Source organism: Paenibacillus filicis (assembly GCF_038070315.1).
Taxonomy (GTDB): Bacteria; Bacillota; Bacilli; order Paenibacillales; family NBRC-103111; genus Paenibacillus_G; species Paenibacillus_G filicis.
Genome location: NZ_JBBPCC010000027.1, coordinates 36,491 through 59,223, shown reverse-complemented (window position 1 = coordinate 59,223; position 22,733 = coordinate 36,491). Strand labels below are relative to the sequence as shown.

General features: G+C 56.0%; 19 protein-coding genes and 1 pseudogene. 2 read left to right on the top strand and 18 right to left on the bottom strand.

The annotated features are described in order from the left end of the window. Window positions 1-24 precede the first annotated feature (24 nt). The 18 genes and pseudogenes from WMW72_RS30385 to uptA all read right to left on the bottom strand — a co-directional run. A complete protein-coding gene (locus tag WMW72_RS30385; protein WP_423227622.1) occupies window positions 25-981 on the bottom strand; it encodes an ABC transporter permease in 957 nt (318 codons plus the stop codon). 70 nt (window positions 982-1,051) lie between these two features. Beyond that, window positions 1,052-2,674 (bottom strand): type 2 periplasmic-binding domain-containing protein, encoded by a 1,623-nt coding sequence (locus WMW72_RS30380; protein ID WP_341419341.1) that lies wholly within the window; start codon window positions 2,672-2,674, stop codon window positions 1,052-1,054. Between the two features lie 319 nt (window positions 2,675-2,993). Continuing rightward, entirely contained in the window at window positions 2,994-8,903 is a 5,910-nt protein-coding gene (locus WMW72_RS30375; RefSeq protein ID WP_341419340.1) for an S-layer homology domain-containing protein, read from the bottom strand. A gap of 303 nt (window positions 8,904-9,206) precedes the next feature. Further along, a complete protein-coding gene (locus WMW72_RS30370; RefSeq protein ID WP_341419395.1) occupies window positions 9,207-10,223 on the bottom strand; it encodes a zinc-dependent alcohol dehydrogenase family protein in 1,017 nt (338 codons plus the stop codon). Window positions 10,224-10,384: 161 nt separating this feature from the next. Further along, window positions 10,385-11,191, bottom strand: a complete 807-nt coding sequence (locus WMW72_RS30365; RefSeq protein WP_341419339.1) for a helix-turn-helix transcriptional regulator — start codon at window positions 11,189-11,191, stop codon at window positions 10,385-10,387. Between the two features lie 133 nt (window positions 11,192-11,324). After that, a complete protein-coding gene (locus WMW72_RS30360) occupies window positions 11,325-11,873 on the bottom strand; it encodes an MFS transporter (RefSeq protein WP_341419338.1) in 549 nt (182 codons plus the stop codon). A 3-nt stretch (window positions 11,874-11,876) separates the two neighbouring features. Continuing rightward, the gene (locus WMW72_RS30355; protein WP_341419337.1) at window positions 11,877-13,310 is read right to left on the bottom strand and encodes an FAD-binding oxidoreductase; all 1,434 of its coding nucleotides are present in this window, start codon (window positions 13,308-13,310) and stop codon (window positions 11,877-11,879) included. Between the two features lie 169 nt (window positions 13,311-13,479). Continuing rightward, window positions 13,480-14,262 (bottom strand): alpha/beta hydrolase, encoded by a 783-nt coding sequence (locus WMW72_RS30350; RefSeq protein ID WP_341419336.1) that lies wholly within the window; start codon window positions 14,260-14,262, stop codon window positions 13,480-13,482. 100 nt (window positions 14,263-14,362) lie between these two features. Next, a complete protein-coding gene (locus tag WMW72_RS30345; RefSeq protein WP_341419335.1) occupies window positions 14,363-14,566 on the bottom strand; it encodes a hypothetical protein in 204 nt (67 codons plus the stop codon). Window positions 14,567-14,591: 25 nt separating this feature from the next. Continuing rightward, window positions 14,592-14,867 (bottom strand): hypothetical protein, encoded by a 276-nt coding sequence (locus WMW72_RS30340; RefSeq protein WP_341419334.1) that lies wholly within the window; start codon window positions 14,865-14,867, stop codon window positions 14,592-14,594. 65 nt (window positions 14,868-14,932) lie between these two features. Then, window positions 14,933-15,532: a TetR family transcriptional regulator gene (locus WMW72_RS30335; protein ID WP_341419333.1), complete on the bottom strand. Its 600-nt coding sequence runs from the start codon at window positions 15,530-15,532 to the stop codon at window positions 14,933-14,935. Between the two features lie 144 nt (window positions 15,533-15,676). Further along, window positions 15,677-16,852, bottom strand: coding sequence for a YhgE/Pip domain-containing protein (locus tag WMW72_RS30330; RefSeq protein ID WP_341419332.1), 1,176 nt, complete (start codon window positions 16,850-16,852; stop codon window positions 15,677-15,679). A 344-nt stretch (window positions 16,853-17,196) separates the two neighbouring features. Then, the gene (locus WMW72_RS30325) at window positions 17,197-17,394 is read right to left on the bottom strand and encodes an NAD(P)H-dependent oxidoreductase (protein WP_341419331.1); all 198 of its coding nucleotides are present in this window, start codon (window positions 17,392-17,394) and stop codon (window positions 17,197-17,199) included. Between the two features lie 189 nt (window positions 17,395-17,583). After that, the gene (locus WMW72_RS30320) at window positions 17,584-17,877 is read right to left on the bottom strand and encodes a hypothetical protein (RefSeq protein ID WP_341419330.1); all 294 of its coding nucleotides are present in this window, start codon (window positions 17,875-17,877) and stop codon (window positions 17,584-17,586) included. A gap of 300 nt (window positions 17,878-18,177) precedes the next feature. After that, window positions 18,178-18,819 carry an MBL fold metallo-hydrolase gene (locus WMW72_RS30315; protein ID WP_341419329.1) on the bottom strand — a complete coding sequence of 214 codons (642 nt, stop codon included), beginning with the start codon at window positions 18,817-18,819 and terminating at the stop codon, window positions 18,178-18,180. Window positions 18,820-18,822: 3 nt separating this feature from the next. After that, the gene (locus WMW72_RS30310; RefSeq protein WP_341419328.1) at window positions 18,823-19,389 is read right to left on the bottom strand and encodes a thioredoxin family protein; all 567 of its coding nucleotides are present in this window, start codon (window positions 19,387-19,389) and stop codon (window positions 18,823-18,825) included. A gap of 119 nt (window positions 19,390-19,508) precedes the next feature. Further along, window positions 19,509-20,021: a nuclease-related domain-containing protein gene (locus tag WMW72_RS30305; RefSeq protein WP_341419394.1), complete on the bottom strand. Its 513-nt coding sequence runs from the start codon at window positions 20,019-20,021 to the stop codon at window positions 19,509-19,511. 30 nt (window positions 20,022-20,051) lie between these two features. Then, window positions 20,052-20,648: pseudogene (gene uptA, locus WMW72_RS30300) on the bottom strand (undecaprenyl phosphate transporter UptA); the annotation flags it as partial. 250 nt (window positions 20,649-20,898) lie between these two features. On the opposite strand from uptA, the gene WMW72_RS30295 reads away from it, so the two are divergent. Beyond that, on the top strand, window positions 20,899-21,354 hold the full coding sequence (locus WMW72_RS30295; RefSeq protein ID WP_341419327.1) for a MarR family winged helix-turn-helix transcriptional regulator: 456 nt from the start codon (window positions 20,899-20,901) through the stop codon (window positions 21,352-21,354). Next, a complete protein-coding gene (locus WMW72_RS30290; protein WP_341419326.1) occupies window positions 21,351-22,628 on the top strand; it encodes an MFS transporter in 1,278 nt (425 codons plus the stop codon). The genes WMW72_RS30295 and WMW72_RS30290 overlap by 4 nt, the downstream gene beginning before the upstream one ends. Window positions 22,629-22,733 lie beyond the last annotated feature (105 nt).

Genomic DNA, 22,733 nt, shown 5'->3' with positions numbered 1-22,733 from the left:
GGACCACGTTTCATTTCCTTCACCTCACCATAGGCTGCTTTCGTTGAACTTGCGGCTCGCGTAATTCGCGGTAATCAGAAGAATGAGATTGATGACTGAGTTGAACAGACCTACCGCGGAGCTGTAGCTCCAGCCGAACTCCAGCAAGCCCTTCCGGTAGACGAAGGAGGAGATGACGTCCGCCGTCTCGTAGGTGACCGGGTTGTACAGCAGGATGATCTTCTCGAAGCCGACATTGAGCAGACTGCCCATCCGCAGAATGAACATAATCGCGATGGTCGGCAGGATGCCGGGCAGTGTGATATGCACGATCTGCTTCCACCGGCTCGCCCCGTCCATCCGTGCGGCCTCATACTGCTCCTGGTCGATGCTCATCAGAGCGGCGATATAGATGATCGACTCCCAGCCGATCCGCTGCCAGATCTCGGAGAGGATATAGATCGGACGGAACAGGTCGGGCTTCTGCAGCATCGCCTGTCCGTCGTAGCCCAGCAGCGTGAACAGTTGGTTGATCAGTCCGCCCGCATTCGTGAAGTCGGTAATAATCCCGCAGATCACGACAAGCGAAATAAAATAAGGCATATACGTAATCGTCTGAGTGACACGTTTGAACGCTTTGCTGCGAACCTCGTTGATCAGCAGAGCGAGAATAATCGGAGCCGGGAATTCAAAGATAAGGGAATACAAGCTGATGACAATCGTGTTCTTAAGAATACGCCAGAAATAATAGCTGCCGAAAAAGTCCTGAAAATGCTTGAAGCCAACCCAATCGCTGCCGATAATCCCTTTCATCGGCGAGTATTCCTTGAAGGCAATCAGCGCACCGTACATCGGCGCATAATGGAAGATCGCATAATACACAAGCACCGGAATCATCATGATGTACAAATATTTATTGAGCATGAAATCGCGTACGAAGCGGTTTGTGCCCGTTTTGGCCTTGGCCGTCTTGGTTTGTTCCAGCTGCCCAGCGTTCGCCATCTTGTCTCTCACCTCTACTAGCAATGGATAGAGAGGGCGAAGCGGCCCTCTCTGTTATTCAGGGTACAACTTAGCGTTTGTTGAAACGGTCCAAAGCGGCTTTTTGAATCTCAATCGCACGGTCGAGCTTAAGCGACTTCATCTTGGCGACATAGCTGTCGAACGAGCTGACAGGGTCGTTGCCGAGAACAATCTTCAGCGACATCTCGTCAACCAGCGTGTTGATGTCGGTCATAATCTTCGCATATTCCGAGCTTTCTTCAGGCGTCGGCGTAAGCGGCGGCAGGCTGTACTTCTTGGCATCCGTCTTCTTCCAGATGTCGACCGCGTCGCGCTGCGTCTGGAGGACGAAGAATTGCTCGGCATAACGCTTGTCTTGAACGAATGGTCCGTTGTAGCTGCCGCGGGCGTACATCGAGATCGCTTGGGCCGGAGCCAGCTTATCCGGGTTTTTCAGCAGCAGATCCGTGTACTTCGGATAGCCGTTCTCGTTCTTGTAGCTGACGCCTTCGGTTCCGAAGTTGAAGAACATATGGCCTTCTTCGCCGTAGCCGTAGTCCAGCAGCTTGACAGCCAGTACAGGGTCCTTCGCCTTGCTCGAGATCGCGACCATACCGCCGGTATCGTAAGGGGACGCCTTCTGACCGAACTTAGGCGTATCGCCTTTCTTCAACACCGGATATGGAGCCGCAACCAGCTGGGCTTTCGGGTCCTTCGCCTGTACGAGCGGCTGCCACTTGCCGATCCCGCCGCCCGCGTTGCCGATGCTCGCTCCAGTGCCGCCGGAAGCTACGCTGCCATCAAGCGCCTTCGTATCGGTCGTGGCAATGTTCTTGTCCAGCAGTCCGTCCTGATACCATTGATGGAACTGGTTCAGGTAATCCTTGAAGCCATTCTCGGCCGGGCCGAACTTGATCTGGTCGTTTTCGAGATAGAAGTTGCGGGTCACGCCGTAAGCGCCCATGAACGCCCCGTTATACGATTCGTTGAAGAAGCGCGGCTTGCTGATGAAGGACAGCGGAGCGGCAGCCCCCTTCTTCTCCTTGAACGCCTTGAGCGTTGCCGTCCAATCGTCGATCGTCTCCGGCACCGGCAGTCCAAGCTCATCCAGCCAGTCCTTGCGGATGATCGGTCCTTGGAACACCTGCAGGTACTCGTCACCGCGGATGAACGGGAATGCGTAGTAGCTGCCGTTGTCCGTCTTGATCAGCTTGTCGACATCCGGATGCTCCTTCAAATATTTCTTCAGGTTCGGCGCATGCTTATCGATCAGATCGTTCAGCTTCACAATATAGCCGTCCTTGATCGCTTTTTCCGGTCCGCCGGGGAATTCGTTCAGGAAGTTGTACTCAATCATGTCCGGGAGGTCTCCGGAGGCGAGCAATACGTTGAACGCTTCCTTCACTTGCCCGGCCGGAGGCGCTGTGAACTTGAGCGGAACGCCGGTTTTCTTCTGCCATTCTTGGAAGAAAGGCACCTCGCTGTGCGCGGTTTTAACACCGGTCAGGTTGCCGTTCAACTCGCCCCAGTACGTAAGCGTCTTATCAGTCTTGATCGGATATGTCGTAGCTGTAGTCTCGCCGGATGGGGCCGGCGTGCTGGTTCCCGAAGTTGTGCCTTGCGGCTGTGAGGAACAAGCGATCAAGCTTCCCATCATCACGACGGATACCGCAGAAGTTAGGATTTTCTTCATTCTCTGACCCTCCATATGTGGATATCGTAGAGATGAAGCCTGCGCTGCATCTCGTACCCTAAGACTAAGGGAACTCGCGGGGGCTCGATATAAGCAAAATGCAAAAATGGGTTGCGATTTCACGGCGCAACCACTGATGATTTCGCAAATGGAATAGACAATTCATGCGAGATAGATCGGGAAAACCCTGCAGGAATGCGGGTTCGCGGCCTGCTCTAGACCTCAGCAGAAGGAATCCTCATCCCGGGGAGGCAACCCTCTTTTTCATAAAAAAACAGGCTGTCCGAAGAGTTTCTTTCTCTTCGAACAGCCCGCTTTCCTACTTCCAGATGACGGTGCCCAGCACCCGCTCCAGCATGACAGCCGCTTCTGCGCGGCTGGCCTGGTTCTGCGGCGCCAGCTCCGTATCGGTCACACCGACGATGATTCCGGCATGCAGCGCTGCGGCGACAGCGTCACCAGCGTATCCGCTGACCGCCGTTCCGTCAGCGAACCCGCTTAATGCTGCCCGGCCCGCCTGTGGATCGGCCGTGTAGCCGGTGAACGTCAAGGCCCGCACGATCATCACGGCCATCTGCTCGCGTGTGATCTGCTCGGCCGGCTTGAACGTGCCGTCTTCGAAGCCGTTCACGATGCCTGCGCGCGATGCAGCGCCGACATAGCATGCATACCAGTCCGATGCGGCTACATCCTTATACCCGTCCGCCGCCTTGGGCGCCAAACCGATAGCCCGGGTCAATAGCGCGGAGAACTCCGCACGTGTAATGGCCTGATCCGGCGCAAAGCTTGTATCCGAGACGCCCTTGACCAGGAACTTGGAAGCCAGAGATTCAACGGCTCCCTGTGCCCAGTGGCCAGCCAGATCGGAGAAGGCTTTGTCCGCCTGGACGACGGTATACAGGCTGTTGCCTGTCCGGTAGATCGTCACCCGTGTCTTGCCATCCGCGTAAAGGAACTTGGCCGGGACGTAATTTATGTCCCCGGTGGCAGGATCATACCAGACGGCTGCTGCCGTACGTTCACTGACCCGGCCTGCCAGTTCGATCGTTCTAGGCGCGTAGACGCCTGCGAAATCATCCACGACCACTTGCTTGCCGCCGCTTTCTGCCGTCACCTCGAAGCTGATTCCCGGATGCAGCAGCCTAGCTCCGGATTCCTTGGCCTGCGCCTCCAGCTTCTCCCGCTCCGGACCAGCAAGCTTCCCGATGCGGAAAGAAATTTTAACATCTTGGAGATCCGCATTCAGTTCGCGGGCCAACTCAATGAGCCTCAAGGCTTGCAATGGAAGCTCATAGCGCACGGAATCATAGGCTATCGTCAGAATCGACTTCGGCGCCTGCTCCAGAATGGCTCCTATTGCCTGCGCAGATACCCGTACCTGCCCTACGTCCTCTTGTCCCTTCAGCTCAGCCAGCAGCCGGACCTCTCCGGATTTTTCTTCCGCCTTCAAGCTCTGCAGTGCTTTCTCCAGCGCATCGGCGGCCAGCTCCGCCGTTACCAAGGATCGTCCGTCAGCTGTCTTGCCTTGGACAGATTCGCTCAGAACGACGTTCACTTTGACCGGTTCACCTCGCTTGGCCGACTGCTGTGGAGCAGGTGCAGATGGTGCCGCAGGGCTGGAAGAGCCGGACGGCGAGTCATTGTCATCGTTACCGCCAGATGTTCCGCCAGGTGAAGAAGCGATGTTCACCTTGAACTCCGCCGTAGAAGCCAGCGCTTGTACGTGCTGCCCCTCTTCGTAGGTCAACGCAGCTGAAACTACCGCCAGCCGGCTGGTGGCAGGCTGCGATAACGGCTTGACCTGCCAATGGATCTGGATAAGTTCACCGTCCGATGTTATAGCATCGCCCGCCTGCCCGGCGGCAGCCACGATCCGGACTTGTCCCTTATCCGGAGCATCTTGGATGGACTGGATGATAAAGCCCGGCTTCAGCGACAGCGCTGAGACATACGTCACCACACTTGGATCATAAGTAAGTGTCAGTTCTACCCCATACACAGCAGCATACACACTGCCGGTGACAAGTCTGAGGCCGATTGCCGCGGAGAGAGGCTTCCCGGCATAGACCGATTCAGGCACGCCGATCGTCGTGTAAGGCGCCCACACCGGCTCGCCTGGCTGACCGCTGATCGTGATCAGCGCGCTTCCTTGCAGCCCGCTCCCGTCCGTGGCCGCAGCGGTGACCTGCACGACTCCGTTCTTCACCGCCGTCAGCCATCCGTCTCCGCTGATCCACGCTTTATCCGTTGCCGTGCGGCCATCCGCTTCATAGACAGACCACGTTACGGATGGGAGCGGAGCTCCCGCAGGCTCGGCCACGGCTTTCATTTGCAGCTTGCCTCCAGCTTCCTTAATCACATGAACGTCATCCGCTCCGGATACGGAAATCCCCGTCACCCGGCCCTGCTCCAGATGAATCCAGCTTTCAATAATACTGTTCCAGCCGTTCAACTCATTGCCGTACCCGATAAACTTCACGAATTTGGCCTGTACCGGTGTGAAGGCAAAGGTTTCCGGCTGATTAGGATTCGGCTTCGTACTCACCGCACGGGTCAGCACCTTCTCATAGTGGATGCCGTCTGTAGATACTTCCACATCAAAGGTGGAGGCACGCAGGTTGCCGCTGAAGAACAGCAGGCTGATCTTATCGATCCATTGCGCCTTGCTCAGCTCCTGCACCAGATATTGCCCCGAGCCTTCGGCGGACCATCTGGAATCCGGGTCCCGGTCAATCGTATTGATCGGCAGGTTGCCGTCATCCGCACTGGCAGATACCCGAACGACGTCCGCGAAGATGCCCTCCGGCTCCGGCATACGTTCCTTGACCTCAAAATTCTCCGTTACCCGGACTGTCGCTCCGTTCCATCGGCTTTCTGCCGTGACTTTGACAATGCCGGGCCTCAGCGCATGGAACACATTCCCTTCCACACGGCCGACCTCTTCATTATTCACCGTGTACGTAACGGGAATGCCCACTGCGGAAGTATTCAATACCTCGCCGTTATCCAGCGTGAGATACGACTTCAGCTTGCCCTGGCTGCCCGCGCTGATCGCATTCCCTGCTGCTCTCCAGCCTTGAACGGATTTGTCCGGGGCAAGCGTGATGCTCTTCGGCAGTACCGGGGCTGTCGCTACCTGGAACACGACCTGGTATTCTTTCACCGAGCCGCCGCGCGATACCTTAATAATTCCCGTTCCGCTCGTGCCAGCCGGCTGCGTGATTGTCACCGCAGCACCCGCAGAGAACGGCGTCGCTTCAATGACTGGCGTTTGCACGGTTCCATACGGCAGCGTAACCGCATATTTCGTTTTCAGGAACTGCATGCCGTTGACCGGCGAGCCGTTGATCAGCAAAGACTGCAGCCCCAGGTCGATGTCCTCCGTTCTTCTCGAGAACTGATCCGTATAAAGGCTTTGCGGGGACAGCCTGTCGCCTTCGCCGACGCCCTCTGCCATATCGAACGGCCTCGTATCCGCCTCAGGAATGGAACCGGTAATATCGACCTTGACGCCGGTGACCGCTCCCTTCGTCCCGATAATATACCCGTTGCCGAACTGCTCGGACTCGATGATGATCCCGTTCTTGCTGCTGTGGGCCTTCTGCCCGGTTGTATTCCAGAACACGCTCTCCGTGGTGACGACGCCGTGGCGGTTTGTCGCAGATGAACCATAGTCACGCGTGATTGCGGAGATCCCGTCGCCGTTCAGCGTCATATTGTCGATCAGATTCGCCATGCTGAGATACATATGGAAGTCTGTGAGCAGCGAAGAGTTCTCCGAATAGACCTGATGCAGCACATTTCCGTTCGCCGAAAAGTTCGCATAGGTGAAGCTATGTCTGGCCGCGATCGCCCTGCTGTTCTCGATCAGGTTGTCATTGCCGATAAATTGGTACAGGTAACCGTTGCCGTTGGCACCCCGGTACTGCGGATATTCCATCGTGACATTGGAGACCGTTACATTTTTCGTCCGGTCCAGGATAATCCCCTTGGACAGGATATGATAATTGGCATTGCCCGCCGGCTTGTACGTATTCACGTTGCGTATCCAGCTGTCGGCAACTGCGATCATATTCACGGCCTTGGCGTTATCCGCTTCATAGGCTGCGGTTCCGACGATCTTGTAATCATCCTCGCCCAGTCCGCTCTTGGAATTCTGGATGTTGGCGATGGAGAAGTCCTCCAGCCCGACCTCGGATACCGGTTTGTCCGTCTTCGTAATCGTGATATTATCCCGCTGCTTGAGCGCGTAGCGCGTCGGAATATCGAGCGTAATCGTCCGATTGACCTTGTCCACGCCTACGATCTGGCGGTAAAAGAGCTGCTCAACCTTGCCGAGGCGGGACGCCCACTTGTTCTGCATCCCCAGCTCACTCAGGAAATCTGGTGTCGTATCGAAGGTGATCAGCACGTAGTCGTTCACATCGAAAGAACTCGCATCCTCCACCGGCAGCAAGACGGTAGGCTCCGTGACGGATTTGCTCAGTTTCGTTGAGGTGCCCGTCTTCCTCCAGTCGCCGTCCCCGACCCGGATGATATCCTTGGACTTCATATTCTCTGTGGCATTGTACAGGAACGTTTTGTTCATGCCCGCGCCCTTGAGCACGATGCTGCTGGAAGGGATGGACAGGGAGAAGTCCTTGCCCGGCTGCGCGCTAACCTGATACGTACCTGCAGGCAGATAGACCACACCGCCGCCTTGGGCCCCGGCATCGTAAATCGCTTGCTGGATTGCTGCTGTCGAATCGCTGTTTCCGGTAGAATCAGCGAGATATGGCGCCTGGGTCACGTCAATCCGCTGGAGCCCATTCGTATCCGGGAGTGGAATTTCTCCGCGGTGATAGCCCGTGTACGAGAAATCATGCAGGAACCGTCCCTTCTGATCCTTGAAGCCTGGATACCAATCCTCCGGATAGAGACGGCTTCGGCCGTCAGCACCCAGCTTCATATCCTCGGGTGCATCCGCAGGGTTTCCTACCATCAATCTTGGTGGCGATTGGCCGCCGGCCGTCGTATCCTTGCCCCTATGATAGAAGGCTCCAGCATTGCTCTTGGCAGCCATCACGAGGGTGATCGTTTGGGCTCCTTGCTGCTTCCGCTGCTTCACATACTGTGTAATATCGGCGTCCTGGTAATCGTTAGCCGCTTTATACAGCACTTCAGCTATAGGAGTCGTCCCCATCTTCGGCTTGTTATTCCAGGTAATGCCGGTTTCGGTCCACTCCCCTCCATCCTCAGCGCCGAAAATCTGCACATAATTCGTCGCTGCCGCCGATGTGGCCTTGGACGTATCCCGTCCCCACACGGAGAATAAGGTTTGACCGATCTGCGCCGGCTCGGGCAGATTGGAGATATCGAATTTGAAATATGCATACGTTTTATTGAATTCAACGGTCATCCCGTCGGCAATCGTGGCCGTATTGTTGGTTCCATGATAATTGCGGTTACCGTCCGTATTGCCTGTAGTGGCGGGATTATAGACGATCGCATCATGGAGAGGCGGCATGTTCTTGCCATAAGTAAATGGAACGGGTGCCGTATACGGCTTCGGAACGTGCAGACCGGTCGGCCCCTGATGGATAACCAATGCAGGAATGCGGTCAGAAGCCGCGCTCTCCGAGGTCTCATGACCCCTAAGCTCGATCGCTGTAGCCGTCTCGGCTTTGATCATGACGCCAATGCTTGTAGCTCCAGCCTGCCGCTTCGCCTTTACGAAGTCCGTCACATTAAACCGATGTGTCCCCGGCTGATCCGTAACCTCGATCGTATCGATGGAGTCCGTAAGTGTCCGGAATTGGCTCAACCATGTCATGGTGTTCTCAGACCATTGATCCGCTATTTGCATAGGATGAATCCCGTAAACGCTTACTTTTGCCGGTTTGGAAAAAGCTCCGCTGAATTGAAGAGCGGCTTCCGTATTCAAGCCGAAGGCAGGCAGTGCGGAAATATCGTATTGCACATAGGTATAAGCCGCCGAGCCATCTGCATCCAGGCCTACCCGCATAAGATCGGTGTCTCCGCCGTCGCCGGCGGCCTTGTGATAATTGGCCGACTCATTGGCTATGAGGTTCGAATGGATGTAATACCCTCCCGAATAGACGGTGACATCCTGAGCCGGAAGGATCGGCACTCCATCCTGAGCAACGGCCCGCACCGGGACAGACGTAGACAGCAACGACCCGCTGCCTATACTGAGAGCCATCATTAGACTAAGAATCCTTTTACTCATGATTGCTTGTCCTCTCTTTCACATAGTCTCTGTTAGCGTTTACATATACGTTTATTTGCAGGCTCCCTCCTTCATCACCATGCTCTAAGCATGGGAATCTGTACCAGCGATCACGATCCATTATGTAGCAACATTTATTCCCTTGCCTATAATCAAAAGCTCGATCCGTATTGACAATAAAAGCCGTCTATGGGCAAAATCTGAAAATGGGTTGATCATTCAGCCAATTCACACGTTTTTTTCGGCTCTCTGCATGCAAAAAAGAACGGTTCCTCCAGATGTGGGAAATCTGAAGTACCGTTCTTAGATCGAAGTGTGACCGGGGAGCAGTTCCCCCATCGTCAGCATCCGCTTGCCCCCGCTACCCGATGCTGCCGTACGGACAGCCTCGTGCACGGCTGACAGCTCATAGATGGCTTCCGGCCTATCAAGCCTAAGCCTGCCCTCGCCTGTCAGCTCCATCATATGCCTGAACGTGGCATGCCACGCCGGCGAGGCGATCTGACTGTTCCAGTGACGAAGATGGAACAGCTTGGCGTGAACTGGATTTCGCTGCAGCAGCGACGCCCAATTCAGAGGCTCGCCGGACAGCAGGCCGATCGTCAGGAACATACCGCCAGTCCTCACGCACATAGCCAGTTCCTCTCCAGACGCACCGCCCACAGCATCAATGGCGGCATCCGCCCCGCGCCCTCTCGTCAGATCCATCACCGCCTCATACAAAGAGCCGGTAGGCGTACAGATAACATGCTCCGCGCCAAGCCCGAGCAGCTCGGCCGTGTGCCGGCCGCTGCGGGTCACCGCGATCAGCCGAAAGCCGAGCACCTGCGAGAGCTGGGCGTAGATTCGGCCGATGGCAGAACCGCAAGCATTGACCAGCAGTGTCTTGCCGCTTCGGGCTAGCCTCAATAGCTCTGTACACGTCACCCAGGCTGTAATCGGGTTAATATACAATTGGGCGGCGGAATAATCGTCTATCTCAGCGGGAACGGGAACGGCCCATTCCACGGGAGCCTTTACGTACTCCTGCCAGGTTCCTTCTCCACGGAGCGGAAGCACCCGTCTGCCGAGCCATTCCCTGGACACGGAGGAGCCTACCTCCTCCACGACCCCGACTCCCTCGTAGCCCGGAGTGGCAGGCAGCATGATCCGGTGAGCGTAAGACCCGCGGATCGGGATCAAGTCCGAAGGATTGATCGGGCTAGCCAGCATGCGGACTACCAGCTCTCCCGGGGCCGGCAGCTCCAGCAGGGCATGCTCCACCTTGATGACATCTTGCGGCTCGCCGAATTCATAGTACCGGATGCGCCGGGCTTTCATCATCGCGCGCTCCTCTTTCCTTATATATGATCGATTGAGCCTATTATATCATCTCTACCCGCGTGATTGGGTCATGACGAAGAGGCCGCCGCTGCAGCAGGCCGGGTTCATTCAGTTAGTCTGTGGGAGTGATCCCTCATATACGCTCAATTCTCCCCTGCCTAATGGACTCTAGTTGTATGACGCTGGGATACCCGGCTCAGGAAATTGTTCATCAGCAGAGGAAGAGAGATGAGAATCGGAGGATCGTCCAGACGCGGCAAATACAGCATCACCTGCTGATGAGGCACGGCGGAGAACGGCTTAACGTGGATCGGTGACTTGGAACGGGTACGCAATGTCGTCTGCGGCAGCAGAATATCCATCGCCTGCATGCCCCAGGACACAGAGGTCGCCATCAAATAATACGTGCCCGGCTTCACACCGGTCAGAGAAAAATGCCCCAGTGAAGAAAGCAGTGTTCCGTATAGTGGAAGTCCTTCGGGAATCGGCTTGGCGAATAAGCCTAGCAAAATAAAGCCAGCGAAAGGAACCTCTGCCTCAATGGTCCCTTCTACACGACCGTATGTCTGAGAAGCCGGATGCAGGTCATGCCAATCGCTGAGATTTTTCAAGGAGTGCAAGTGATCATCTGTCTGCTGAGCCGAATTGCGGAATTGGGAAGGCGTGACACCGACACGCTCCGTAAACCTGGACGTGAAGGTACCCAGACTTTGCTGCCCGATCTCCAGACCGATATCACGGATGCTCAGATGCGTCCGCAGCAGCAGATCCTTCGCCTTCTGCAGGCGGAGCGAGGATACATAATAAAGCGGGGACAAGCCCGTTCTTTCCTTGAAGATGCGTGTAAAGTGATACGGACTATAGCCCGCATATCCGGCCAATCGGGTAAGCAGATGCGGTTCAGAGATGCTCTGATGAATATAGGCAATCACTCCATCGATTTCTGAATACCGGTCATAGGTCATGCCTGTATCTACCTCCCGAAACGGTGTAGGATCTCATCACTTCACATACAAAATAAGAACAAAGGTTCGTATTTATTTTATCACATCTTTGGCAGATTGAAAACGGATAGTTTTGCTAAATGTGGCTAGTCCTTCAGGCGGTCAGGCGGGAAGCCTGAACATAGCGCCAAACCCTCCATGAACTAAACCCGTACAGCAACGCGCTTGTATAAAACAGCGCATCGATCGTTAACCAGTCGATCAGGAAGCCCCCGAGAAGCACCGCGAACCCGGAAGCCGCCGAGGTCCAGAAATGATACGTTCCCATGGTCCTTCCTCGGTCGCCTTTCTCCGTGTAATCGGCGAGCAGCAAGCGCTCGCTCATTTTTTGCATCGCGGCGCATATGCCCATGATAAGCTGGAGGATCAGAACAAGCGCGAAGGACTGCACCCATGGGAAAGCCAGCATGACCAGCGTCATGCCGAGAGAACCGGCCAGCAGCATACGGGGACCGTAGCGGTCCAGCCTTGCGCCTAGCCAACTGGAGACCGCAGCCGAGCTGATCGTGAACACAGCGAAGGCCAAGCCGTATTTGGAATAGCTGTTGCCCAGATTTTTGAGAAACAGCAGGTAATAGGGGTACACCATACCCGCCGCCAGCGTCACGATGCTTTGGGACTGGATTAGCCATTGGAGCTTCATCACTTACTCCCCCTTGTATTGGTCGTAGAAGGCATTCATGAAGCGCCCTTCCGGATCGAGCCGTTCCTTCTGTTCGAAGAACTGCCGGTGCATCGGGTACACGGTCTGGAACTGCTCAAGGCTCGGATAGCCCGCATAGGGCAGATAATACGAGCCCCGATGCCGGATCACCTCGTCGATAACTCGCCGGATGCCCTGCCCGAACTTGAGCTGCTCCGTATCCGACAGCGGTACGTTGAACAAGCAGACCAGTGCGAACATGTCTTCCTTCGCATAGGACAGCACCGCCTCCTCGTCCCGGTTCACATAACGGACCGTAATATTCAGCAGATTCATTTCCTCGTCCAGCAGCAAACTGCGAAGACCGTCAACGAATTCGGCGAATTGGTCCGGCGGAATGAAATATTCCTGCAGCAGATCATTGCTTCCCGGAGCATTGTAATTCATAAAGGCTGACTCCGAGCGCATCGCATTGTTGCGGCTGATAACGGCTCCCTGCTGCGCGGCGAAATACTTCTCCTGCCAGCCCCAGAACAACTGCTTGCCCCAGTCTGAGGAGCGATTAAGCTGGAACGCCAGCTTGGCCGGGATCACCCAGGCTTCCCGATCGGACAAGGTCTGCTTCTCCCGCAAGGGAACCTCTCGGTCCGTTTTGTAATTGATCGCGTACATATCGGTCAGGAAGCTCTCCGGCGCTACCGAGATCCGCGCAAGATGCATATGGACATCCGGGTCGCCAAGTACCCTCCTCTTGAAGTAATCCGGATAATCCTTTACCTGCACCTGCTGCATGCCGGTTCTATAGACCTCGTCCTCCGTCAGTGACAGCGTCACATCGAGAATAATGCCGAATAACCCATAGCCGCCAAGCACATAGGGGAACCACTCCGCATGCTGCTCGCGGCTCACCTCCAGAATCTCTCCCTTCGCCGTCAGCAGCCGGAACGACTCCACGCTCTTGATCATCGACCCATTGCGGGTATCCCGGCCGTGCGCATTGATGCTGATGGAGCCGCCTACGGTGAAGATGTTTTGCGACTGCATCGTCTTGACGGACAGGCCATATGGATTGATCCGGTCCTGGATCTCCTTCCAGGTCGCTCCGGCCTGCACGCGTATGGTTTTGGCGATAGGGTCCAAAGCCAGGATCCGGTTAAACGAGGTCATGTCCAGCACGATACCGTCCTTGTAGTACGTATGCCCTCCTTGGCTGTGACGCTGACCGGCGATGGACACGGTCAGATTCCGCTCCCTGGCCTCCTGCAGCAGAGCGGCCAGTTGCTCCTCCTCCCGGCCGATGGCTACCTTCTCCACCTTGACCGGATGGAGCCTGCTGTAGTCGGTGATCAGATAAGGGTCCTGATCGGGGCTACCGGTACTGACATATTGCCACACACAGATGGCCGCCAGCAGAAGCAGCACGATTCCCTTTTTCATCGCCATAGCCTCCAATCCTGATTCCTCCGGATGACCTGGATCTATTGTAACTTGGCGGGATGCCTGCTCCGTAGTACTAACTTGCCCTAGTACCCCTTCGCGGGCGGAGGAAACCATACAAAAAACCTCCGTCTGCCGATCAGGCAAAACGGAGGTCTGTCACAGTCATCTATTCCTTGCGTTCCAAGGGCAGCCATTTCAGCACTTGCTGAATGGTAAAATCCCAATAATCCCAATTATGAATGCCGGGATGCTCCTCGTACGTGTAATCCAGGCCGGTCCCCTGCGCCGCTTCTCTGAAGCGCTGGTTGTCCTGATACAGAAAATCTTCGGTGCCGCAGCATTGATACAGCTTCGGCTTCGGTCCCTCAGACGCCTCCACGCCTTGCAGCAGGTGAAGCAAATCCCGCGAGCTGCCTGCGACCTCATCGAGAGGCCCGAAGATGGCCGACGATTCTGCCGGACTCAGACGCTCACGTGCCACACGGACTGCATCGAGCGCGCCGGACAAGCTCGCCGCTGCACCGAATTGCTCCGGATGACTGAGTCCAAGCCGCATCGCTCCATAACCGCCCATGGACAACCCGGCGGCGAACGTCTTCTCCCTTTCCTCCGCCAACGGGAAGAAGCTTCTGGCGAGCGCCGGCAGCTCCTCGCTGATAAAGGTCCAATAAGCCAGGCCATAGGCCATATCCTGATAGTAGCTGCGGTTCACATTCGGCATGACAACGGCCAGACCCAGCGAAGCGACATAGCGCTCGATCGATGTGCGGCGCAGCCATATCGTGTGATCATCCGACAGTCCGTGCAGCAGAAACAGCACCGGATGCTTGTCTGTGCTGCTCTTCCCCTCCAAGCCAATCTGGCTGCGGGTTTGCTGCGGCAAAATAACATTCATCGAGGTAGACATTCCAAGCGCTTCGGAAAAAAAGTGACACTCCATTAAGGCCATGGAAACCGGCTCCTTTATGTAGGAAAATGTAGGGCGGACAACGATGCCCAGTCCCTACTTAGTATAAGCCTGTGTACCGCGATTGCCAAGCTTATCCATGTCAGAAAAAGTATGCCGGCGGTACCCAAGAGGTATGCTCCAGGACAGCAAAAAGAGGAAGCCTATCCCGCGCGCTTTCGCCGGGCGTTACCTCCTCCTGTTTGGTCTTCCGGGTACCGCTGTTCTGCTGCGAGCCCGCAGGCCGTCGCTCGGTCAGCTTTCTCCCGCCAGGTTCTACCTGACGCAGCATTGTGCCTCTTCTCACGTCCCGCATAGCCTGGCTCACCGCTTCATCGCTTGCTTGGCGCTTGCCGCCGTCCGGCAGAGCGGCGGGAACGCGTCCTGCGTCCGCCGCTGGAGCGCCCGGATGCCTCGCTTAATCGAAGCGGGCGGCTTGCCGGCTTGGCTCGCTCCCGAACCTCTGCAACCACCTGCGCGATCTGCATCAGCACCGGGGACATCTGCTCAGCCGTCTGAAAGAGCGAGTTTACCTTGTCCATGGTTCCTCTCAGCTCATCGAGGCCTTCATTGACATTCCGGATGACACCGGGAATCCTGCTCATCATCTGCGCTCACCTTCCATCACAAAGCTATAGGCTCCTATAGCGTATGCCGCCCGTGCCCGTTTGGCTTAGGCTTTTGTACCGGGTGCTCGCAAGGAAGTCATGACGAGCTTGACGATATGATCAGCAGTCACTCCAGAGTCGTAGTCTGTTACCTCCATCAGGCTGCTGCGGGCGGTATGCCACTTGAACGACAGCGCGGCGCCCATGACAAACGTCAGCGTATGGTCCAGCGAATCGAAGGAGAAGAAGCCCTGCTCACGGCCCTGCTGCAGCAGGTCGCGTATCTTTTTCCATACCGGACTCACATAGACGAGCACAATCTCTGTTCGCGGGGAACTACGCTCAAGCTCCTGCTTGACGATGTTGCCCATCTCCCCGTCCTCCAGCCCGAAGAGGATAATTTCCCGGATGAGCAGCGCGAGTCCCTCTACAGGTCTCGACAGAAGCTCTTCATTATCCTTCATCTTATTGCCTGCAAAAAACTGTTCAAATAACGCACGCAGCAGATTTTCCTTGCCTCCGAAATAATAGGAGACAAGCGCTACATTCGCTCCGGCCTCCTCGCAGATTTGTCTGACACTGGTGCCGTCATAGCCTTGCCGCGCAAACAATTTCTTGGCCGCTGTCAGAATGCGCAGCTTCATATCGGAATCAGATGTAGCCATGGTTTAATCTCCTCACGTGATCATGTACATCCTATTATGGAAGCTCGGTCACGGATAGGCAAGTCTCCCGCAAGGCCAAAGCCCGGCGCAGACGAGATGCCTCCTCCGCTAAGCCAGGCTTTCCTTGAACAAAAGGTATGTGTTTCAATTCGCAGGAATGTTCGGTCCGGCAGGAACCGCGGCAGGTGCTCCCGCACGGGCCGCTTGCTTGCGAAGTCCCGTCGCAGTCAGGCTGACGAGAACGGATGCTGCGAGAATCACCGTCAGTGAGAGAACGTCAGAAGCAACGCTCGGACCTCCGAACAGCAGATTCATCGAGCCGTCTACCGCATAGGTCGCCGGCAGGTAAGGACTTAATCCTTGATAGAAGCCGCCCAGCAGCTCACGCGGAACCATGGCCCCGGAGGTAACCAGCTGCAGCGACAGCAGCGTCATATTGAACAGCATCCCCGCCATGCCGAAGACGATCAGGAACATTTGAGCGAAGAACATAAAGGTTAGCAGGAATAATGCCTGGAACAGCCAGACGGAAAGAAAGCCTCCGGCATGCTGGCCCCCCAGCCCGGCGATCAGAGCCGATCCGACCAGGGAGACGACGATCGCAGAGCTGACGTTAATGACGACGCGAGCGCCAAACTTGCTCCATCTCGGGATACCTGGCCCGATCATGTCCGTCGCCTGCTGAAGATTCATCCCCATAATCATGGCACCGACAAACGAAGCAAGTACCATCATCATCGGTACCATCTGGTTGTTCATGCCTTGAACCGGATTCGTATACGTCAGGTTCGACTTGACTTTACCCACGACGCCTTGGGCGATACCCTGAGCCTGTGCCGCCGGCACATTCGCTTGCTTCAGCACCGCTTCCGTACCTTGAATCGTAGCTTGATGGCCGACAGATGCCGTAATTCCAGCAGCGACGCTCTGCATCACGCTCTTGATCATCATCGGATTGGATTCATTGATCGTGTAGCGGAGCTCAGCCTGCTGCCCCTGGCTTTGGAGCTGCTTAGAGAAATCTGCAGGCACCTGCAGCACCATCTGCACCTCGCGACGGTCCAGACTCGCCTGCGCCTCCTCCAGACTTATTCCCGTGACCATATGGAACGGCAGGGACGATGCGAGCTGTTCGCTCAGCTTGGCACCAGCTCCCTGGTCTTCATTGACGATTGCAATCGACAGCTTGCTCGTATTGTCATTGATTCCACTGTAGCCCGTCATCCAGATGATGCTGAAAATAACTTGAAACATTAGAAGCAGCATAATCCCAATAATAGTGGCCGGCTTCTTTAAATACGCTTGTAAAGCATGAAGCATGGGTATCTCTCCTTTTTTTTTGCAGTAATTAATTAAACGTTTGTTTTAATTAAACATTTGTTTAAAGTATAGATCGACTTTTTCCCGCTGTCAACCTTCCGTCAATAAAAACTTGGCACTCATATCTCCCGGCGGATGGCATTGGAACGTAGAGCCGGATCGTCAAACGACCATCCCCCGCGAGCTTGCGGTGATAGCGGATAGCGAACATCACGGATGAATCACGGCGACTTTCTGCAATATCCAATTTATGTATAGCGACTTTTCCTGCATGTAGTCAGCTTATTGGGCTGGCCTACTGCTCCCACTGATCATCGCTGACTTCATGGATTGCCACTTATTACTTAGGGGCTTGTACAGCACCGTATCCCTGCCCCATTAACCGTCGTCTGAAAAGGCCGCAGCAGCTCGCTATGCGCATACTGGTGCACACCGCCTGCCTCGTAGGCGCTCGCATCGTCCCCTGCCGTGATCGCTACCGTCATCTCCTTGCCCTTCAGTTTGCGTCCTCCCAAGCCATGCGTCCACTCGCTCTGCAACACCCGTTAATCTATGTACAACCATGTATATGTTCTAGGCTGCTGTGAATCCTTCAACATGTTGGTACCTTTCGCAAGGCTCCCGCAGCCGCGGAGCAGCTGGCAGAACGGGAGCCTTGTGACCGGCCGCTCGGTGCCGTGCCGGCTATGCTTACCGGGACGGAAACCTTGGTGCTGCCTTAGACCGGTCCGTTAACAGCGGGGGAAGCTGCGGAGAATAATGACCAGCAGGATATACAGCACCAGAATGCTAGCAACGTTCATACGGGGACCTGTATGAACAGGAGAAACCGCTACAGGCATGTGGTGCATGTGGTGGTGGTGATGATGATGCTTCTTGGGCGCGTAAATGTTGATTTCTTCGTAGCTGGCATGGACATTGATCGGGGCAGCAGGCATGGGCTGCGTCATAGCTGGAGAAACGGCTGGAGAAACATTGGGCATGTGCATATTAGGGCCGTGCATCATCGATTGAACATTTTCCATAGATGGACACCTCCGTGAGTTGTGCGAAAGCCAGGCTTTAGTCCGGCTTCCGTCGTTCGCTGCCCGCTTGCTCCGGGCCAATTTTTCTTGTGTTATCACATCGAACACAACATCAGTCTATGGTGATGTACCTAGCCCGAACACGGTATTCACCCAGAATGCCCGGAAAATAGACATCCGCCCTGCTGCGACAGGTGTCCCGGATGCAGCAGTCTCCCATCCCTGCTTCTGCCCCTGGCAGAATAGCAGCAACAAAAAGCCCGGAGCCAGACGAATCGCTTCGTCCCCTCCGGGCCTTCCTTATACGTATGGATTATGCTCGCGCTCGTATCCGATCGTCGTCTTCGGGCCGTGTCCCGAATAGACGACCGTGTCATCCGGCAGCTCGAACAGCTTGCCGTGGATCGAATCCATCAGATCCCGCTGGTTGCCGCCCGGCAAGTCCGTCCGGCCGACCGACATGCGGAACAGCACGTCGCCGCCAAACAGCAGATTGCCGTGCAGGAAGCTGACGCTGCCCGGCGAATGGCCCGGTGTATGCATCACCTGGAACGTGCGTCCCAGCAGCTTCAGCTGCTGGCGGTCGTCCAGTGCGAACTCGGCCGGATCGGTCGTGATCAGGGCGCCGATCTCCGGCCAGCGTGCCGAGCCGTTACGCTTCGGATCGGTCAGCCAGTCGGCCTCTGCGTCATGCAGATAGACCGGGCAGCCCTTGGCCTTGCGCAGCTCGTCCACGCCGCCCATATGATCGAAGTGAGCATGCGTCAGCAGAATCGCTTCGACCTCCAGATCGGCTACACGCTTCATCAGCGGGCCCGGATTCATCCCAGGATCGATGACGACGGCCTTCTTCTCTCCCGGAACGGTCAGCAGATAGGCATTCGTCTGGATCGGACCCAGCTGAAAGACTTCGACTTTGAGAGGTTGCAGTTCGGCAGTCATCGCTTAGAATGTCGAGATCAGGTCGCGAAGTTCCTTGACGATCACAGCCTGATAGCCGGTGCCTTCTCCGTACTGACGTCCCATTTCCTCACGGGCAACCTTGATGTTGTCCTGATAATCCGTGGCTTCACGGTCCGGGTTCTCCTGCTTGAACTTGGTCATGACAGCCTGAACATGAGCCGGGCGCGGTCCCCATTGGCCCAGGACGAAGCCGCTGAAGTCGGTGAAGATGACGATAGGAATCGCCTCGCCGCCCAGGGTCAGGAACTGCTCCATCACATCGGGATGCTCTTCCTTGATGAGCAGCTCTGTCGGGATACCCGAGATTTCCAGGGCGCGCAACACAACCGGTACGTTGCGGATGACATCGCCGCACCAGTCAGCGGACAAGATCAGGCACCGCAGGTCGTCACGGTTGTTCAGCGATTCGAAGAACTCCTTGTCCTCATCGTTCGCCCACGTGAAGGCATCGTACCACTCATTGAATTTATCTTGGTTCTTAGTCATCGCCTGAATGAATTGCTCAGGAGACAATCCTTTATTCAGCTTGCTGCTCAAATTTTTACTCATGCTCGGTTTCATCCTCCTTAGACTGGCTTACTATGGTTTATTGTACCAAAAAAAGCGCTCCCGCTCCAACCTGCCTTTTGCTGCAGTCAAGAAACGGAAACACTTTTCAAGGGAACCCCTTATTCGCTGTTCTCCAAAATCAGCTGCTCGATGGAAGCTACGTCCGCCGGACTCAAAGTCCGTGTCGGCCGGTGATTCTGGATATGGGATACGACCCGGTCCGCTCCCAGTGCGACGAATGCCTTAGCAGTGCCGACCAGGCGGCTGTCCGGATTCGTGAAGCAGACGATGCCGACGACATCGGCACGGAGCTTATGCTCCCTGAGCAGCTCCTTCAGCACAAATTCATGCCGGTACAACGGAGCGGTCAGATCGGCGCCAGCCGAATCTTCCGTTGCGGACCCCGGTCCGTCCAGACGGATCTCGCCCGATGCGGGGTTGACGCTGATGTGGAAAATTCCATTCGGACCGATCACGAGATGATCGATCACCTGCGGGCTTCCGCTGCTCTTGACGCGCTTGCCATGCAGCACGCGATAAGCGCCGCCGATATAATTCAGCTGCTGGGCCAAGCCGCTTCGGGTATCGCCGAGTCCGCCAGACCGGGGAGTATCAGCCGGTTGGTCTTGCACAGGCGCAGCCGGTGTCCGGCGCCGGGCCGAACGGCGGATAAGCCATTTCCACAGCACATACAAGAGAGCCAGGATCACTGCTCCGTACAGCAGCGGCTTCACATAAGGACCTGCGAGCTCGTCGATCTGTTCCCAGTTATTGCCGAGGGTCCGTCCCAGATAGACGAACAAAATCGCCCAAGGAATCGTACCGAGCGTCGTGTAGAACATGAAGGTGCCCAGACCCATCCTGGCCATACCAGCAGGGATCGAGATCGCCTGGCGCAGCACGGGCACGAAACGGGCCAGAAACACCATAACCGGTCCATACCGGTTAAACCAATTTTCCGCAATATCCAGATGTTTTTTCTTCAGATGCAGGTATTTGCCGAACTTGTCGAGTACCGGCCGTCCGCCGTACCGGCCCAGTCCGTACAAAATCAACTGCTGGGCCAGGCAGCCGATCGTACCGAATACGATCGCTCCAATCAGCGAAACTTCTCCGCGGGATACGAGATACCCGCCGTACGCCAGCACGATTTCACTAGGGATAACTTCCAGCATAAGTCCGATCAGGATGCCCCATACGCCCAGTCCTTCGATGAACTGAAGCGCAGCTTGAATCCATTGATGCAGCAGCTCACTCATAAATACGCAGTCTCTCCCTTTCGACTTCTGATTGATCCTACGAAAATGATAGGTCTGGTGGGAGTGGATCACCTTTCCAGGCCCACTCTATTCTATCATAAGCCTGTTCCGCCCGCATCCTGACAAGTACGCGGCATCCTTCCAGACATCAGAACCTCTTTACGCGTCGCCACGCACAGAAGGTATTTACTTTATTGGTTGTTACACATATAATTGTTGCAACAAGTAAATTGCAGAACAGAGGTGCCCTATGCAGTCCGACTTAAATTCTTTATCGATCGGCTTTATCATCGGCCAGACGTACCGCAAGATGTCCAATGTGTTCGCCATGCGGCTCAGGGAGCATGATATGACCACCGAGCAGTTTTCCGTGCTGCACCGGCTGTACCAAACGGACGGGATCAGCCAAAAGGAAATAGCCGAACGTACGGTAAAGGACCAGCCGACGACGGCCCGCATTCTGGACCTGCTGATTCGCAAAGAGCTGGTGCGCAAGGAGATGAGCCCTACGGACCGCCGCTCCTTTCTCGTCTTTCTGACGCCGTCTGGCCGCAACAAGACGGAATTGCTGATCCCTATCGAGCAAGGGGTTGTACAGGATATATTCGGTGATATCGACAGCTCCGAGCTGGATCAGCTCCGGCAAACGCTATTAAGCCTGCACAGCCGGCTTGAGTCGCTGCTGGAAGGGGGCGGGCGCTCATGAACCGCATAGCCTCTCCGGACGAACCCCGGCTATGGACCCGGGATTTCATTCTGCTGACACTAAGTAATCTGCTGCTATATCTGAATCTGCAGATGATTACACCGGCCTTGCCGTCTTACGTGACGGATGCATTCGGCGCCAACCAGTTCGATGTCGGCCTGGTCATCAGCTTATTTGCGCTGACCGCCATCATCGCCCGGATCTTCGCAGGACGCCTTCTGAAGACCGGACCGCGCCTAGCCATTCTGCTGTTCGGGCTCGCCTTCTACGTACTGTCGACATCGAGCTTCTACGCGGCGGGCACCTTCCTGTTGTTTCTGGGAATCCGCCTTCTCTACGGAATCGGCTTCGGCGTCGCCAGCACGACCTACGGTACGATGGTATCGGATATCATCCCGATGAAGCGGATCGGCGAGGGAATGGGATATTTCGGCTTGTCTACCGGCTTCTCCATGGCGCTGGCTCCGCTGATCGGGCTGTGGCTGCTCGATGCCTACGGCTTCGGCACCTTGATCGCCGTTGCAACGGTGCTCGGCCTCTTGATCGTCCCTCTGGTGCTGGGCATCCGGACTAAGCGTCCAGCGCACGCTCTGACGCCTGAGGCAGCGGCCAACTCTGCCGCGCAAAGTGCGCCTGCACCTGCGCAGACGATACCGGCGCCACAGGATGTAACCGGCCGCATCGGCAAGCGGCAGATCAGCCGGGATATGCTGATGCCGTTCCTGCTGAGCATGCTGCTGTCCATTACCTACGGTGGCCTGATCAGCTTCCTCGCGCTGTATGGCAAGGAAGCCCATCTGTCCAATGTCGGCTGGTTCTTCCTGTTCAATGCGGCGGCTGTCATACTCGTGCGCCCCATCGCCGGCAAGCTGTTCGACAGCCGCGGCCACCGCGCTGTCCTGCCCCCTGCGGCCGTGCTCGTGATGATCGGACTCGTCTGCCTGTCTTATACGCACGGGCTTGCTGCTCTGATCGTCTCAGCCGTGTGCTACGGCTGTGGGTACGGTATGCTGCAGCCCTCGCTGCAGGCTTGGATGGTGAAGTCCGTGCGTCCCGAGCGTCGCGGCTCCGCCAATGCCGCGTTCTACAATTCGATTGACCTGGGCATCGCCCTCGGCTCCCTGCTGCTTGGCAGCATCGCAGCAGGCAACGGATATGCCTGGATGTACCGGATGTCGGCTGGTATCATGATTGTCTTTCTGGTCATCTACGGGATAACGGTGCTGCTGGAAGCCAAGCCACGCCGCGCTGCCGCGACCGATACCGGTCGTTAACGCCAGCTCCTGTTGTACCTGCACTCCATACAAAGGGGAGCAGGGCTGCGGTTCAGCAGCCTTGCTCCCCTTCTTCCTAGGCCAATCCATCAGATCCGCCAGCAT

Excerpts from the sequence above, each read along its gene's own strand:
- WMW72_RS30385 (WP_423227622.1), bottom strand. The coding sequence starts at position 981 with ATGGCGAACGCTGGGCAGCTGGAACAAACCAAGACGGCCAAGGCCAAA.
- WMW72_RS30380 (WP_341419341.1), bottom strand. The coding sequence starts at position 2,674 with ATGAAGAAAATCCTAACTTCTGCGGTATCCGTCGTGATGATGGGAAGC.
- WMW72_RS30375 (WP_341419340.1), bottom strand. The coding sequence starts at position 8,903 with ATGAGTAAAAGGATTCTTAGTCTAATGATGGCTCTCAGTATAGGCAGC.
- WMW72_RS30370 (WP_341419395.1), bottom strand. The coding sequence starts at position 10,223 with ATGAAAGCCCGGCGCATCCGGTACTATGAATTCGGCGAGCCGCAAGAT.
- WMW72_RS30365 (WP_341419339.1), bottom strand. The coding sequence starts at position 11,191 with ATGACCTATGACCGGTATTCAGAAATCGATGGAGTGATTGCCTATATT.
- WMW72_RS30360 (WP_341419338.1), bottom strand. The coding sequence starts at position 11,873 with ATGAAGCTCCAATGGCTAATCCAGTCCCAAAGCATCGTGACGCTGGCG.
- WMW72_RS30355 (WP_341419337.1), bottom strand. The coding sequence starts at position 13,310 with ATGAAAAAGGGAATCGTGCTGCTTCTGCTGGCGGCCATCTGTGTGTGG.
- WMW72_RS30350 (WP_341419336.1), bottom strand. The coding sequence starts at position 14,262 with ATGGCCTTAATGGAGTGTCACTTTTTTTCCGAAGCGCTTGGAATGTCT.
- WMW72_RS30340 (WP_341419334.1), bottom strand. The coding sequence starts at position 14,867 with ATGATGAGCAGGATTCCCGGTGTCATCCGGAATGTCAATGAAGGCCTC.
- WMW72_RS30335 (WP_341419333.1), bottom strand. The coding sequence starts at position 15,532 with ATGGCTACATCTGATTCCGATATGAAGCTGCGCATTCTGACAGCGGCC.
- WMW72_RS30330 (WP_341419332.1), bottom strand. The coding sequence starts at position 16,852 with ATGCTTCATGCTTTACAAGCGTATTTAAAGAAGCCGGCCACTATTATT.
- WMW72_RS30320 (WP_341419330.1), bottom strand. The coding sequence starts at position 17,877 with ATGGAAAATGTTCAATCGATGATGCACGGCCCTAATATGCACATGCCC.
- WMW72_RS30315 (WP_341419329.1), bottom strand. The coding sequence starts at position 18,819 with ATGACTGCCGAACTGCAACCTCTCAAAGTCGAAGTCTTTCAGCTGGGT.
- WMW72_RS30310 (WP_341419328.1), bottom strand. The coding sequence starts at position 19,389 with ATGAGTAAAAATTTGAGCAGCAAGCTGAATAAAGGATTGTCTCCTGAG.
- WMW72_RS30295 (WP_341419327.1), top strand. The coding sequence starts at position 20,899 with ATGCAGTCCGACTTAAATTCTTTATCGATCGGCTTTATCATCGGCCAG.
- WMW72_RS30290 (WP_341419326.1), top strand. The coding sequence starts at position 21,351 with ATGAACCGCATAGCCTCTCCGGACGAACCCCGGCTATGGACCCGGGAT.